Annotated in this window: 7 protein-coding genes and 1 pseudogene; 2 read left to right on the forward strand and 6 right to left on the reverse strand. The window is 58.9% G+C overall.

Translation table 11 applies throughout. The features are described 5' to 3' along the window. Positions 1-24 precede the first annotated feature (24 nt). A complete protein-coding gene (locus AC25BC_RS13725; protein WP_164902980.1) occupies positions 25-168 on the forward strand; it encodes a hypothetical protein in 144 nt (47 codons plus the stop codon). Between the two features lie 222 nt (positions 169-390). Here AC25BC_RS13725 and AC25BC_RS13730 read toward each other — a convergent pair whose 3' ends face one another. From AC25BC_RS13730 to AC25BC_RS13755, 6 genes and pseudogenes are all read right to left on the reverse strand, one after another. Next, positions 391-3,681: an error-prone DNA polymerase gene (locus tag AC25BC_RS13730; RefSeq protein WP_245459790.1), complete on the reverse strand. Its 3,291-nt coding sequence runs from the start codon at positions 3,679-3,681 to the stop codon at positions 391-393. Further along, complete coding sequence (locus AC25BC_RS13735) at positions 3,678-5,189, reverse strand: Y-family DNA polymerase (RefSeq protein ID WP_128438142.1); 1,512 nt, start codon at positions 5,187-5,189, stop codon at positions 3,678-3,680. The genes AC25BC_RS13730 and AC25BC_RS13735 overlap by 4 nt, the downstream gene beginning before the upstream one ends. Then, positions 5,110-5,932, reverse strand: a pseudogene (locus tag AC25BC_RS13740) (ImuA family protein). The gene AC25BC_RS13735 and the pseudogene AC25BC_RS13740 overlap by 80 nt, the downstream one beginning before the upstream one ends. A gap of 297 nt (positions 5,933-6,229) precedes the next feature. Beyond that, positions 6,230-7,063: a CHAP domain-containing protein gene (locus tag AC25BC_RS13745; RefSeq protein ID WP_128438143.1), complete on the reverse strand. Its 834-nt coding sequence runs from the start codon at positions 7,061-7,063 to the stop codon at positions 6,230-6,232. Further along, the gene (locus tag AC25BC_RS13750; RefSeq protein WP_128438144.1) at positions 7,057-7,761 is read right to left on the reverse strand and encodes a peptidoglycan-binding domain-containing protein; all 705 of its coding nucleotides are present in this window, start codon (positions 7,759-7,761) and stop codon (positions 7,057-7,059) included. The genes AC25BC_RS13745 and AC25BC_RS13750 overlap by 7 nt, the downstream gene beginning before the upstream one ends. Then, the gene (locus AC25BC_RS13755; RefSeq protein WP_128438145.1) at positions 7,758-11,606 is read right to left on the reverse strand and encodes a CHAT domain-containing protein; all 3,849 of its coding nucleotides are present in this window, start codon (positions 11,604-11,606) and stop codon (positions 7,758-7,760) included. Before AC25BC_RS13755 ends, AC25BC_RS13750 begins: the two co-directional genes overlap by 4 nt. An 881-nt stretch (positions 11,607-12,487) precedes the next feature. Between AC25BC_RS13755 and AC25BC_RS13760 the strand changes: the two genes are divergently transcribed. Continuing rightward, complete coding sequence (locus AC25BC_RS13760) at positions 12,488-15,226, forward strand: UvrD-helicase domain-containing protein (protein WP_245459791.1); 2,739 nt, start codon at positions 12,488-12,490, stop codon at positions 15,224-15,226. Positions 15,227-15,484 lie beyond the last annotated feature (258 nt).

Raw genomic sequence — 15,484 nt, forward strand, 5'->3', positions numbered from 1 at the left:
TTCCCGAGCAAGCGATACTCCTCGATGGACGCCTTGCCGGACTTCTTGTCGTACAGGCCGATCATGCTGGCGGTGGTCTTCGCCTTCACACCGGAAGTCGATTACGGGGCCTGGCGGACGATGTACCCGGCCGTGCAGAGGATGGGGTTCGACTTGGACGCGATCTGACTCTGCGTCATTGGGAGATCGATCCGCCCCCGTTGGCGCCGTCGACCGACGATGTCACTGCGGGTCCAGGGAGACGAATTGGTACCCGAATTGATCTCACCCGCAAGCGCTTTTTATATTCACATCCGAAAGCCGTTACCTTCAGCCACCTGATAATTCCAAGGTAAGAGTTCCACGGTGCAGCGGGACCAAGGAACTCGTCGATTCGAAGACGGCGAGACCTCAGGCTACTCGCCCGCTTGCGAAAGACGATCTTGCGCAAGCATTATATTTCCGCGTTGTCGTTGAACGGCGGCCGCGAGTCCTCCATTCGTCCCTCAAGATGTCCTCCAGGTCCTCGACCGCGAACTCGTCGAAGTTGGCCCGGAGCTGGACGGCCAGCGACTTCAAATTCGACGTTGTTTCTGGGTCGGAGTCGCGATCCGCCAGGCCCGACAGGTCGCCGCTGAGATCGAAGAGCTGCTGCGCGACGAGATGGACGACGTCCCCTTCCCGCTGGATGCGGCCGTTGATTGCCATCATGTACGCCCCGAGCACGACGCGGCGACGCTTCTCGAAGAGCGACGGCCAGACGACCACGTTCGCCGGTCCGCTCTCGTCCTCGATCGTCAAGAACATGACGCCCTTGGCGGATCCGGGCTTCTGGCGAACCAGGACGAGGCCCGCCGTCATAAGCCAGCGGCCGTCGCGGGCGTTCATCGCCTCGGCACAGGTGACGATGTTCCGGTTCAGCAGGTCGCGCCTCAGGAAGGCGACCGGATGCTCCCGGAGGGTCAGGCCGACATGTCCGTAGTCCTCGACGACGTTGTGGCCCTCGGTCATCTGGACCAACCGGACTTCCGGCTCACGCTGCTCGGCGATCGTCTTCATCTCGCGTTCGGCCGCCGCAGCGAACAATGGAAGAGGCTCGTCGCGGAGCGCCTTGATCGCCCACAGCGCGTCCCGGCGCTCGAGGCCCAGAGACGGCCGGAAGGCGTCTGCCTCGGCCAGCTCGACGAGCGACGCCGCGGGGACGCCGGATCGCCGCCACATGTCGTCGACGCTGTCGAATTCCGAGTTCATCCGCGCCGCGACTATACGCGCGACGTCGGCGGTCGCCAGGCCTCTCACCATGCGCATTCCCAAGCGGACCGCGTGGCGGTCGGTGTGCTCGATCCTCTCGAGCGTGCAGTCCCATCGCGAGCGGTTGATGCAGACGGGCCTGATCTCGACGTCGTGCTTCGCGGCGTCGCCGACGATTTGAGCCGGCGCATAGAAACCCATCGGCTGGCTGTTCAACAGCGCCGCGCAGAAGACGTCTGGAAAGTGGCATTTCACGAAGTTGGAGGCATAGGCGATGAGCGCGAACGACGCCGCGTGGCTCTCCGGAAACCCGTAGCTTCCGAAGCCTTCAAGCTGCGAGAAGGTCTTCTCGGCGAATTCCTGGGTATATCCGTTCTTGACCATGCCGGAGACCAGCTTGTCCTTGAAGCGTGAAACGCCGCCCGTAAACTTGAAGGTGGCCATGCTCTTGCGGAGCTGGTCGGCCTCGCCTCCGGTAAACCCGGCGCAGACCATCGCCACCCGCATGGCAGACTCCTGAAACAGCGGCACTCCCAGCGTCTTGCCGAGGACGGCCTCGAGTTCCGGCGTCGGATACTCGACCTTCTCCTTGCCTTCGCGACGTCGAAGATAGGGATGGACCATGTCGCCCTGGATGGGGCCGGGCCTGACGATCGCGACCTGGACGACCAGGTCGTAGAACGTCCGCGGCTTCAGGCGTGGAAGCATCGCCATCTGCGCCCGGCTCTCGATCTGGAAGGTTCCGAGGGTGTCGGCCTTGCGGATCATCGCGTAGGTCACGGCATCTTCCTGCCGGATCGTCGCGAGATCGAGATCGTCGTCCTTGTGCTCGCGGATCAGGTCGAAGGCCTTTGACATGCAGGTGAGCATCCCCAATGCGAGAACGTCGACCTTCATCATCTTGAGCGCTTCGACGTCGTCCTTGTCCCATTCGATGATCTGCCGGTCGACCATGGACGCCGGCTCGATCGGAACCAGATCGTCGAGACGATCGTGGGTGAGGACGAACCCTCCGGGGTGCTGGCCGAGATGACGCGGGGCGCCCATGAGCTGCTGCGCGAGCTTCAAGGTCAGGACGAGGCGACGATCCTCGGGATTGAGGTTGAGTTCACGCACGTTCCTGTCGCTGACCTCCTCCGACCATGACCACATGCCGGAGGACAGAGCCTTGATGACGTCCTCGGGCAGGCCGAGCGCCTTGCCGACGTCGCGGATCGCGCCCTTGGCGCGGTAGCGCGTCACGGTCGCGCAAAGCGCAGCCTTCTGGTGCGTATAGGTCTTGTAGATCCACTGGATGACCTCCTCGCGCCTTTCGTGCTCGAAATCCACGTCGATGTCCGGCGGCTCGTCGCGCTCCTGAGAGACGAACCGCTCGAACAGCAGGTCATTGGTCGACGGGTCGATGCTGGTGACGCCGAGGATGTAGCATACGGCGCTGTTGGCGGCCGAACCCCGGCCCTGACATAGGATTCCCTGCGAGCGCGCGTAGCGCACGATCGAGAAGACGGTCAGGAAGTAGGGCGCGTACTTCATGGTCTTGATGAGATCGAGCTCGTGCCGGACGGTCTTCAGCACGTCGGGCGGCAGGCCTTCCGGATAGCGGCTCGGAATGCATTCCCACACGTAATGCTCGAGAGATTCCTGCGCGGACTTGCCGGAGATGATCGCCTCCTCCGGATATTGGTAGGTCAATTCCTCCAAGGAGAACTTGCAGCGGTCGACGATCTCCACAGTCCGCGCGAGGGCCTCCCCGTAGCGCGGGAACAGTCGCTCCATCTCCTCCGGCGGCTTTAGATATCTGTCCGCGTGGCGCTCCCGCTTGAAGCCGACGTCGTCGATCGTCGTATGCTCGCGGACGCAGGTGACGACGTCCTGGAGCTGGCGGCGGCCGGGCTCGTGGAAGAGGACGTCGTTGGTGACTACGGGGCAAACCTTGAACTTCGTCGCCATGTTCGACAGCTCGTGCAGTCTCATCTGATCATTTGGCCGACGCCGCAACGACAGGGCAACGTAGGCGCGGTCGCCGAAAAGGTCGGTGATCTTGCGGAGCCGGGCGGCGCACGTCTCGTCGGGCAGGTCGGGGACGAGAACGGCCAGCAGTCCTTCGGCGTAGAGCGCGACGTCCTCGAGCGACAGGATGCAGTTGCCCTTGCCGCCCCTGCTCTTTCCAAGCGTCAGCAGCCGGATAAGCCGGGAGTAGGCGGCGCGGTCCGTCGGATATACCAGGATGGACATCCCGTCGGTGAGGTCGAGCCTGCATCCTACGACGAGGCGGACGCCCGTTGCGCGGGACGCTTCGAGCGCCCGGACGATTCCCGCCAGCGAATTGCGGTCGACGACGCCGAGCGCTTCAATGCCGAGTTCCTTCGCCGTGGCGAACAGTTCGTCGGCCGAGGACGCGCCGCGGAGGAAGCTGAAATGCGTGGTGACCTGGAGTTCGGCGTATCTCATGCGAAGATCCCGTGCAGGAACCATTTGTGAGAACCGGTGCCCGCGTCGACGCCGTCGCCGGAACGAAAGATCCAGTAGCGCTCGCCAACGTCGTCTTCGACGACGAAATAGTCTCGCACGGCCTCGACCTCCGACGTGCGCACCCACCATTCCCCGAACACGCGCTCCGGCCCGTCCGCGCACTTCACGCGACGACGCTTGCCGCGCCAGGAGAACCAGACCGGGGGATGGTCGGGCATCAAGGCCATCACTTCGATCGGATCGGGGCGGTCGAGCAGCCGGACGGGCCGCTTCCATTCGTGCGTCCACGTCTCCCCGACGTCCGCAGCAGAAGCGGCGATGCGCCTGACGCTGCGCTCGGGGACATCGGAGGCGACGGGAGCAAGACGATAGACGCGCTGGCCCCGGTTGCCGAAAATGTCGATGAGAGGCGTGATGTCGTCGTTCTCCTCCTCCACCAGCGAGGACGTCTTCTGCGTCTCTGCGAGCGGCTGCGACATCACCGCGACAAGCGAAAGCTTCTCGATGCCGAAGCCGGGTTCGATCTTCTCGGTACGATCCTTGAAGAGCTTGGTCAGCCAGGCGACGTCGCGCGCCGGCTTGGCGGTACCCGCACGGATCGCCTGGCGGGTGCCGTCGACCTTATCCACGACGAGGTCCGTGCGCCGGACACCCAGCCCCTTGCGCTGCAGCTCCTCGACGAGCTGAACCACAAGCCGCCCGACGTACTTGTTGATCGTCTCGGCGGCGCCGATGGGTTCCGCAAACGAGCGGCTGACCTCGATCAGCTCCGGGCTACGAATTGGGTCGATCGGCTCCGACACGCGCCCGAACATCTGGTCGAGACGGCGGCCGATTTCGGGGCCAAAACGGAGCGCGAGCGGCGCACGAGCGGTGTTCGCAAGCTCGCCGATCGTGCGGAAGCCCAGCGTACGGAGGTCGCCGACGACCTTCTCGGACAGCCGCAGCAGGGAGATCGGCAGGCGTTCGACCGCCCGGACGATCTCGCCGCGCGGCACGATCACGGTTTCCCGGTTGATGGCGCGCGCGCAAGCATGGGCGGCACCCCAGGTGTCGGCTATCGCCACCCTCGCCGTGAGACCCTTGGTGCGGAAGCGGTTGGCGATCCCGGTCAGCATCGGCGCCTCCCCGCCTTGCAGGTGGTCGGCGCCTTCCGTGTCGAGAACGATGCCGTCCGGCGCATCCATGGCGACGATCGGCGAGTAGACGGTGAGCGCCCAGAGCGTGATCCGCCGCAAGGCTTCGGCGTCGGCCACTGGGTCGGCATCGATCATCATGAGCCCCTGGAAGAGTGCCTGCGCCTTGGCGGCCGGCATTCCCACTCGGAGGCCCGCCTTCTTCGCGGCGGCGTCTGTGGCCGAGACCCAGCGCCTGGCACCGCTCTTCGCGATCACCGCGACCGCCTGTTCAGGCGGAATGTCGGGATCGGCCCGACGTATCCTGTCGGTCGCCAGATCCGAAAGGTATATGGATACGACCCTGCTCATCACATGCTCCCACGCAAAACTCGGCACACGCGCCCGCACGCGATCTCATCAATTCCACAAGCCACCTCGCCCGTCCGACGGGTCCTCTTCGAGAATTTCGAACAAATTTGATCGTACGGACGTAGGTGACCGGGTACGGGGAGCGCTTCGGACGGCAGGACACTCACCCTCCATCGGGTCGTCGACGCTGTCGGCTGGCCGAAATCGTTCGCCTCCGTCTGTCTTCTCCAGCGCCGGACGGCTATCCCCATCGTTCCGGTCTTCTCGGCTGCAAGCTGCAGCCTCCGCGAGGAGACCATCGGAAGGCGGACGACCTCGCCGACCACGGCGCCAAGGCCGCCATAACCGAGGGCCACCTCCATGCTCGCGAGGACGTCCTCCTCCCGGTCGGACTCGACGAAGATTACCCGGTCCGGGTGGAGGCCAGCTTGCGCCAGGGCCGGCATGAAGAGATCGGGCCGGGTCAGGCACCAGACGACCTTCCCTTTCGTGCGGGCGGCGACGCCCGCGGCGAAGAGAGCCGCCGCCGCTCCGTCGACGGTGCCCGATCCGCCGCCTGCGAATTCGTGCAGAGCGCCGTAGGCGAGGCCTCCTCCGGGAAGCACGGCGTCGATGTCCGGTAATCCGAAAGGCAGGCAGCCCTTCCGTTTCGCGACGCCGCTTTCAAGAGCAGCGATGCGCTCGCGGAGATCGGCGATGGCTAGCTCGCGGGCAGCCGACGTCGTTGGCGAATCCTTCGAAATCGCGTTGAAAAGGACGACATCATGTCGTGAGAACTAAACTGTTCTTCTTCTGTTCCTTATCGCTGGCGTCGTCAAGCCACGCTTCGGACAGGAAACTTGTCCTAAAAATTAGTAAGAACTCAGATTAATAAAACGAATCAAATCGGTAGCGGCAGCGCACACCTTGGCTCCGCCATCCAAAATACATTGATGCCGCTCGCGCCTTGCCTGTGGATTTGCCAAACCGAGATTTCGCGTTAGTCGCTATTCCGACACCACGTAGAAGCGCAGTGCGATCGGGTGAGATCGGGGCTCCGATCAGTTCAGCCCTGACGTTTGCCTAATCGAATGAATTTCCAACACGCTTCCCCATAGTGGAAGTGACTTCTCCGAAATCACATGCCGGACAGGCCGGCCCTCCAGATGGTTACCGCCGTAGAACTGAATCCGATCGCCCTTAAGATCGCGAAAGAATGCGACATGGCCATAATTCGGATCTTTGACATCCTTGAAGACAACGATGTCTCCGACCTTGGGAGTTCCACCGATTGGGACGTTGTCGCCGCGCTTGAAGGTAATACCCTTGCCCCAGTCCCTCCAGGAGCTCGAGTTGGCCCGTGCAGTCTGAGCCGGTTTGAGATCAGGGGTAGCGGCGCGCTTGAAACACCAATTCACGAATGCGGAACACCAAGCTGTGAGATCCCCATTGGATGCGAGGTTCGTGGCCGAGAAAAATACGTCGCGGATAAGGGGGTTTGCGGCAGCATCCTTTGGCCACGCTCGCATATAACCCTTCCAATTTGGATCGTGCTTGCCGTGCGTGTCGTTTATTATGCTCAGAAAATAAAGCGCGACCTCGTGAGGGTGCACGATCGAACCACCTTGCGATCTTGGCGCTGAGTCTGCGATGGCATTTGCTGTCCTCTTTTGTTCCGCCGTGGGCTCGTCCGCTCCGCGTACCGTGGCGTAATTGTTGCGATCAGCGCCATTTCCCGAAACTCCGTCGGGCAATCCTGGTAAGGCCGTGAGGTCGACAGGGCCTGTCGCGAAGGCAGCGCCTCCAAATGCCCCCGCCACTAGACTGCCCAAGCCGATCTTCAGCACGTCCCTCCTGTCGAGACCCGATAGCGCACCGCTTACGAACATCAGCATCCTCCCCCTGCCCCTCGGGCCATGTTGGTTATTCTTTCGAATGTAAATGGATCGATTTTACCAGTAACTGAAAGGTTCTGGTCCGTCTGAAACTCCTTTGTCCGATTCTCCAGCTCCTTGTTGAAGACCCAACTGGAATTCGGGACCGGGTAACCAAGCTTGGTCAGCGCCTGCTCGATCTCCTCGATATCAGGCGACAGATCGCCGGGTTGCAGTACCCGCGCATCTTGCTTAGGCAGCTCGGTTTCGGTCGCACACGCATGTTGGTCTTGCGCCGCATGGAGTAGGAAAGAGCCCCTCAGTTCGGTGCCATCAGCGTCGTAGAGATTATCCAAGATTGATCTGCGCATGCGGGTTCCGTCAAATGTCAAAGCCCGAAAGCTGGCAAACAAAATTCCCTGATCATTCTTTACGAGCGTTACGTTGCCTCCGTCGCATTCCACGGAGCATCGCAACACTCCGGCCTCCACATTGCAGGTGGCTAACGACACGAAAACGGTGTCGGGAAGCCCCCACACCCTCAGCGCGATGGTTACGTCGTCCTTAGTGTCGACATATATAGCACTGACTATACTTTCTTCCCTGGAGTAATCGGCTCTAAAGCAATGAATTTGGTCTTGCGCTGCAGCCGTGGGGACTTGGCAGACGGCTGCAACGGATAGGGCCGATGCTACACAGATTACATTGGTGTATTTCATCGTGTTGCCTCAAAAAGCTCGAATGGTGCCCAATAATAGGGGTGATCGAAATCATACGTTTGGACGGGGTCTTTTGCTGCAGGCGGCACAGCCTCGTCGGCCACCTCAACCGCAGTGTGTTCGGCAACTCCAGATATGAATTCCCTCATCGTATTGGCGAGCGCTTCGGGTCGGGACTGTCCCTTCGAAACGGCGAGGTTGTAGAATCTTCGCATGAAGTAGCCAGTAGACGAATCCGGCACTTCCCAAAGGCTGGCCAAAACAGCCCTGGTTCCCGTATTGATCATCTTTGCAGCAAAGGCGTCGAGATCATCGTTCTCTTCAATGTCACGATATCCGGTATCGCATGCGGAAAGGGTGAGCAGCGTCAATTTTCCGAGCCTCAGTTCTCTGTCGGTTAACCTAAGGAAGTCTGCGACCGAAAGTCTCTGGTCGCCAAGTTCCAGGAATGAATCGGACTGAGTTTCTCCTAGGACGAAATGAGATGCGAGATGAAGTATCCCGCGCGGAGGCTCGCCAGCGAACTGAAGCGATTGTGCAATCATCGATGTGGTGAAATCTGCGTCGAGAAACCTTTTGCCCGGCACTATTCCTTTGGAGACGCCATCATCAACTAACAAGGCAAGTTCATGTTCGACGCCCGGCAGTGCCGGAAGTGTTCCTCGTGCCTCTGTAAGTCCAAAGGCGGCGATCAAAGGTGGAGTCGGATCGAATGAATTTGCGCCAATCTCGCGCGCATTCATCCGGACGACCGAGTAGCTTTCGATAAGATAGTGGTCACCATTCCGCAATGCCGAAAAGGGCACGTATTTAAGCGGCCCGTCTAATTGCAAGATCAAGCTCTTCGCACCGCTCGCCTGTACTTCGCGGGCAAGCGGAGCAAAGAGCATTTGATACATCTCGGCCGAGGCATCATGCCCATGATTTCCGGTGTCGGTAAGCTCATCCCGTAGCGCTTTGATTTTTTCATTTAGCAACACTCTGGAGAACGGCTTGTCGCCGAGCTTTTTCCAAACATATGGAATTCGGCCGGTCGGCGTTGTCAGCAGCGCGTTAATCCGGTCGGGAAGTACCACATATTGAATGAGCACCTCGGACTTTAGGTTGCCTTCGACGTTTTTGGAGAAGGCATCCACCGTTGCGGAATCTTTCCCGCGATCTTTCGCGATGGAATCGATAAGAGCGTCAGTTCGGCGGGTTTGCTGATCGACGATATCCTGCAATTCTTTGAGGTGGACGCCCTCGTGAGCTGTCATTTGGCCGCCCTTAGCCGCCAACGTTCGGATCTGACTTGCCGCTGAATAGTCCGTCGCCTTAACGTCTTCGATCGCAGCAACCAGTTCGGTGTCGAGGGTGCTCATCTTGATTGGAGAAAAACTTGCCCCTGCCGCGTTTCGCTCGCGCTGAACGAAGTTAAACGTCTCGAAATCGCGCAGCATCGACATTACCTTGGAAAAATTCGCCTGGTCGCCCTGCTCGAAAAAGAGACCAGCAAGCCACCGGTATGAGTCAGACGCAGAATCTGCAAAGCATGTCTGCAAATCGGCGGGCATGTCGGCCATATCGCGCCTGACCTCCTGCAGCCGGTTTACAGCGACTTTGGCAAGGACGTTCGACACCGCTCCGTACCCGTAGGCCAACGTTCTGCGACTTGATCTTGTGAGAAGGCAAACCTCTCGTAGTCCGGTAGGGACGACGCCATCTTGTATAACCCTCATCTTGTTCATCGTGAGATCGGTATTCAGGGCCACAAGTTCGTACCGCAGCGCCGTCTGAGCGTCGCCCCGACTAAGGTAGGCTGCCGCGAGGCGTCTCGACACGCTCGATAGACCCACACTCGGGCCACCGCGCGCGTTTTCAGCTCTTTGCAGCTCAACCAGTTCCGCGACTCTGCCATCCTCGGCCGGCGTGGCATTCAACCCCGGCACCTCGTCAGCGAGCCGCGGCAGTTCAATGGCCCGTAGAAGAAAATCGGCATTAAGGTCGCCCGCGACCTTAAGCGTCTGTAGTAAACTTACTAACGGCTTTGCATTTTGCTTGGTAAATCCGTGATCCGTTACCAATCGGCGAATAACGGAAGCTCGGGTATTAAAATCATCGAAACTCGTCGGGTCGAAACGGTTCTTTCCACGTATAACATCAGCAGCGCCCTGAAAATCTCCGTAAAACGCCAACGCATCCATAAGCGCGAGATATCCGTCCGATGAAACATTGTCGGGCGGCTGGGCTATGTAGGCCCGGAGCTTCTCGAACCCCAGCCGCGCGAATTGAGGTGCGATGGCCCCAATGGCCAAATCGTGAAACAAGCGGATGCATTCCTCGTCAGCGCAGAGATCGTCTAGGGCTTTACTGACATCATCCGTGTTCGCCTCTCCCCTCGCTGCGTCTACTGCAATTTTAGGTCCCGTAAACTCCGTGTTCCTGTCACCGAATTTTTCCAGCAAATCGCCAAACTCATTCTCGTTTCTTGCGACATCCGGAAACACAAGAAGCAACCGTGCCAATTTCAACGCTGCTCCAGTACCATCCTGATCCTCTTCACCGTCAGCAGAGATCGCCTTTCGATACCAGTCCGCTGATCTGTTTGGATCCGGGATCGTATCGCAGTCGACGCACACCATTACGTCTCCGAGCGCAGTCGCCAGCTCGGCATTGTGTTTGGTCAGCTTATCAAGAAGATTTTTCCCCTCTGGGGAGGTTAAGTAGCGACTTCCTGCCTCAAGGGACCGTTCATAGCCACCGCTGCCTTCTTCTCCGATCGAGGGCATCAGGCCAGCAGCCTTGCCATACCACTTCTCCGCATCCTTCCTATCGGAAGCATCGTCAGCTCGTCGCGCAAGTGCGAACGCTGCAGCTCTCTCGCCGCCATTGGCGGCCAATTCATAATAACGCGTGGCGTCAACGTGCGAATTCACAAGAGATGGGTCGAATTCCGCCAATATTGCATATCGATACTGGGCTTCGCTCAAACCTTTATCGGCGGCCGACTTGATCAAAGCTATGCCGCGCGGTCGGTCGAACCCATGCTCGCTGCTGCCTTCCAGCAAAATTGTCCCAACGGCGAAGGCAAGCTGGGGCGAACCATAATGAATAATGTTAGTAGCTATTTCAGGATTGTACCCTGCCAGATGGGCAAGCCAATGCGCTAATGTCCTTTCGTCTTGCGTGAGATAAACGAAACGATTATCGCCCCGCCCCTCGCGAAGGTTTCCCAGACCCTTAGAGAACTTCGTGACGACCTGCATTGCGGTCCGGCTGCCGGAAAGGCCGTCCTGGTACTCCTGGAAGAAACCATAATCAGCCGAAAATCCAGGTGGGTCGCCAGGGTCTCCGTCCGAACTGGACGAAATCAGATCGAGGTCGTCCGTTGCATGAGCCTGCTTCAATAGCTTCAGTCCCAATTCCCGGCGCGGTGCATCAGAATTTCCGAAGTAAAGCACTTCTCCGACGAAGGTAAGCTTCTCGTCATCAGCTCCCCGCACAAATTGACTGAATGCACGCTTGGGATCGTTACGTTGAAGCTCGCCGAAAATGTCGACCAAGGTATCGGCTGGCAACAAGCAAACATAGAGCTCAAAACCCCAAATGGCTTGCGCCAGCTCGCGAAGTTGACCGCTCGGGATACTATGGTTCTTCAGCGACTGGGAAAGCGCGGTCCAGATGTCAGCGGGACATTTGTCCTGCTCCTGAGCGTTTTTCAGCTCTGCTACGAAGTCACTGGCAGCAGAATGCTGAACGGTCGCTAGGATGAGAATTCCGCCGACGATGAGAGCTTTAAAGCTTGACTGTACAAGCTCCTTCAGCGGTCTCCACAACTTTACGGTAAAGATTCTCGAAAAATACACCCCGCCGTCTCCCCACAAGAACCGCGCGGCTTTTAGTCTACCATAAGTAAGTCAGTTGTAAATCCAACAACTGCAAAGCACCTTCGCGAGCACCATAAACCAACGTAATCTTTGCACTTGAGCGAGGATCATCAACCAAGTGGTATTAGCGAGGCTAAACTAGGATTTCCTAATTCGCGAAGGAGCAAATCCATGTTCGAAAGCCACAACTTTTTACAGTGGGTTGCGATGGTTTTGTTGCCTGGTCCCGGACTTTGGCTTCTGGAGCATCGGCACGCAAAGGAAGATCCAATGTTCAGGCGTCCGCGACTACTCTTGGGCGCCAGGTGCGCACCGCTTCAATGTCTCCGCACAGCTCACGGTATCTCGTTGATACTAGCGATCCACTTTGATCGGGATGCTTCCGTTACCATGTAATCTTCGACTCCGAGAAAGGCTCGGCCAGTCCGCTTGGCTCCGTCTGAAGGACCTCTCTTCGTAAGCTGCAGGAGGCTCCCCGAGCGCCATCCACCCTGACGAAGGGGACTTCCCTTTCAGAAGAACCAGAATTCACTGCGATAGCGCGATCATTGGCCTGATATTAACTACTGGCCAAGTACCCTACGCCCGCATCAGAGCAACGTTTCACTCATTGCGCCTCGGACTGACACAGGCGAACCTCGGCGATTATTCAAGGCACGACATTGCCCAGACTGTCACAACGCACCTTGCTGGGCCTTATCTCGAATCCTTTCGGAAGCACAGTTCGAGCGGTGGAACTTGACGGGCATCACCTGACATTCACCAAGCGGGGCCTGACGACGTCAGTATCTCTCGCCAGCGTCGCATCTTCCCCAATCCTACGCAAAAGAATCTTTGGGACAACGCTGGTCATCCCTGTCATGGGAGGTGACGACATTGTCTTGCGTGCCGCCCGACATTCCCGCGCTGTCGCCTTCTCGAAGGCAGTCGAGACCGCGTGGACGGACTACAACATCTCAGCCCTCTCCAGTGAGGCGGATCGGTTGTCCCGACTGCATTCTGTGATCGTCGGGCTGTTCTCTCCCGGCCGCTACCCCGCAGCCTGCAGTCTTACATCGGTACTGGAAGACGCGAGGTCTCTCGATAAGACCCTGCTGTCGAGGCTGCAGCCGCAAGCTATCGGAAGGGAAGCGGCCGATATCGTCGCGTTCGTAAGGAAGTTCGTCGCCGATCCCCGCACAGCGCGAGAATTGGCAGTCTCAAAGTTCGTCGAAGCCGAGCTTGAAGCCTGGAAGGACTTCTTCGACACCATCGAAAGCAAGCCGCTGACGCCGGAACAGCGGCTCTCCGTTGTTGTCGACGAGGATGCGACGTTGGTCCTTGCCGGTGCCGGTTCCGGAAAGACGAGCGTGATAACCGCCAAGGCCTCATATCTCGCAAAGGCCGGCATCCGTCAGCCTGAGGAAATCCTGCTACTGGCGTTTGCGAAGAACGCCGCGGAGGAAATGTCGGAGCGGGTCGAAGCGCGATCTGGCGTGCCGTTGGTGGCACGCACTTTCCACGCGCTTGCGTACGACATCATCGGAGAGGTCGAGGGATCGAAGCCTGCTCTTGCCAATCACGCTACCGACGATGCTGCCTTCATCGACATCATCAAACTGATTTTGAAGGATCTAGTGGGGAGCCATCCCGAGGTCGCGAAAGCGATCATTAAATGGTTCGCCCATTTCCTGGTAGAGACCAAAACAGAGTGGGATTTCAAAACCAAGCACGACTACTACACGCACGTCGAGAAGCAGGATCTGCGTACCCTTCAGGGTGAAAAGGTCAAAAGCTACGAAGAGCTGCAGATCGCAAATTGGCTATACGAGAACGGCGTCGAATACGAATACGAGCCACTTTACGAATACAAGGTTTCCGGCAGTGGATTCCGGGACTATTGCCCCGACTTTCGTCTCACTGAGAGCAGCGTCTACCTTGAGCACTTTGGCGTGAGACGCCAGACGGCATCCGACGGCGTTGAACGGCTGATTACGGCGCCCTTCGTCGATCGCGATAAGTATCTCGCCGGCATGGAGTGGAAGCGCGAGATCCATACTACGCACGAGACGACGCTCATCGAGACCTACAGCTATGAGCGCCAGGAAGGACGCCTGCTGACCGCCTTGGCGGAGAAACTCCAACACCATGTGACGCTCAAGCCCCGCCCGGTCGAGGAGATCTTCGACCGCGTCGTCGAACTGAAGCAGGTCGACACCTTCTCGCAGTTGCTCGGCACTTTCCTTCGTAAGTACAAGAGCGGCGGCTACGCGATTGCCGGCTGTGCAACCAAAGCGGAGAGGTTAAAGCAGGGCGCTCGCGCGGAAGCTTTCCTTTCGGTCTTCGCACCGGTGTTCGAAGAATACGAGAAGCGCTTGAAGGGACGTATCGATTTCGAAGACATGATCCTGAGGGCCGCGCAATATGTGGAAGCCCGCCAATATCACAGCCCGTTCCGTCACATCCTGGTCGACGAGTTCCAGGACATCTCGCAGAGCCGGGCCAGACTGGTGAAGGCATTGAAAGCTCAACATTCGGACGTCCGCATCTTCGCCGTCGGTGACGACTGGCAGTCGATCTTCCGTTTTGCGGGATCCGACATCCATCTGATGCGCCACTTCGGCGACGAGTTCGGTGGAAGCTTCGACGGCGAGAGCGGCGTGCATCGCACGGTCGATCTAGGACGCACCTTCCGATCCGTAGACCAGATTGCGTTCGCAGCAAGGACCTTCGTCCTCAGGAACCCGGCGCAGATCGAGAAGCAGATCGTTCCTGCTGGGACGGCGACTGAACCGTCGATCAAGATAGTTACGGCAGCAGCAGGTGACGATGGGCGGAAGCTCTTCGAGATCCTCGCGTCGATTTCAACCGGCTGCGACGTCGGGGACACGGCCAGCGTACTCCTGCTGGGGCGGTATAGGTTTCTCGAACCCGACATGCGGGATGTTCAGCAACGCTTTCCGCAATTGCGTATCAGCTTCAAGACGATCCATGCCTCGAAAGGACTCGAAGCCGACCACGTTATTCTTCTGAAGGCCGACAGCGGCCGCATGGGCTTTCCTTCGGAGACCGTGGACGACGCCCTGCTCTCCCTCGTCTCGCCCGAAGAGGAGTCTTTCGAGAATGCTGAGGAGCGGCGGGTGATGTACGTTGCGATGACGCGGGCGCGTCGGACCCTGACCATCCTTGCCTCAGTTTCGCGTCCTTCGTCATTCGTGACCGAATTGCGAAACGACCCCGCGTATGGCGTTGGGGCGGCGTCGTCGGGACCCGAGAAGACGCAAGAGTGCGGAGAGTGCGGTGGACGGTTGCTTGTCGCGCGGCGTCGAGATGATCGAATGTGGTATCGTTGCGAGCACGTGCAGCACTGCGACAATGTGCTGCCAGCATGCCACGCCTGCGGCGCCGCCCTGCCCCGGCCGAAACTCGGGTCACAGGAGGTTTCATGTGGATGTGGGGCGAATGCGCCGAAATGCCCCCAATGCAAAGACGGCTGGTTCGTGGAGCGAAGCGGCCGGTATGGTCCGTTCCTGAGTTGCGTCCGTTATCCATCTTGTGACGGAAAGGCTAGGAGCAACACGGTAAAGCAAAGGAGAGATTCCTCGGTGCGCTCAACGTAACCTTCGAGGAGGCCGTTCGGACTTCGAGTTTCCCGATGCAAGGTTCGTTCGGAACATAGCATCGGCGATGGAAAGAGCGATACAGACGATCGTGGTCCCTAAGCCTACAAGGCCGCTTTGGTCAATAGGCGGAAAACCGGATCCGCAGTGGCGAGGCCGCGCGCATGATGCTTCTCAATTGTGGCCTGGCTGATGGACAGAGCTACAAACGTCACGACGCATCTCGGTTAGTAGATGGATGTCGTGCGAGATCGAAAG

The sequence above is a fragment of the Rhizobium sp. WSM409 genome (genome assembly GCF_057653825.1).

Excerpts from the sequence above, each read along its gene's own strand:
- AC25BC_RS13725 (WP_164902980.1), top strand. The coding sequence starts at position 25 with ATGGACGCCTTGCCGGACTTCTTGTCGTACAGGCCGATCATGCTGGCG.
- AC25BC_RS13730 (WP_245459790.1), bottom strand. The coding sequence starts at position 3,681 with ATGAGATACGCCGAACTCCAGGTCACCACGCATTTCAGCTTCCTCCGC.
- AC25BC_RS13735 (WP_128438142.1), bottom strand. The coding sequence starts at position 5,189 with ATGAGCAGGGTCGTATCCATATACCTTTCGGATCTGGCGACCGACAGG.
- AC25BC_RS13745 (WP_128438143.1), bottom strand. The coding sequence starts at position 7,063 with ATGCTGATGTTCGTAAGCGGTGCGCTATCGGGTCTCGACAGGAGGGAC.
- AC25BC_RS13750 (WP_128438144.1), bottom strand. The coding sequence starts at position 7,761 with ATGAAATACACCAATGTAATCTGTGTAGCATCGGCCCTATCCGTTGCA.
- AC25BC_RS13760 (WP_245459791.1), top strand. The coding sequence starts at position 12,488 with ATGGGAGGTGACGACATTGTCTTGCGTGCCGCCCGACATTCCCGCGCT.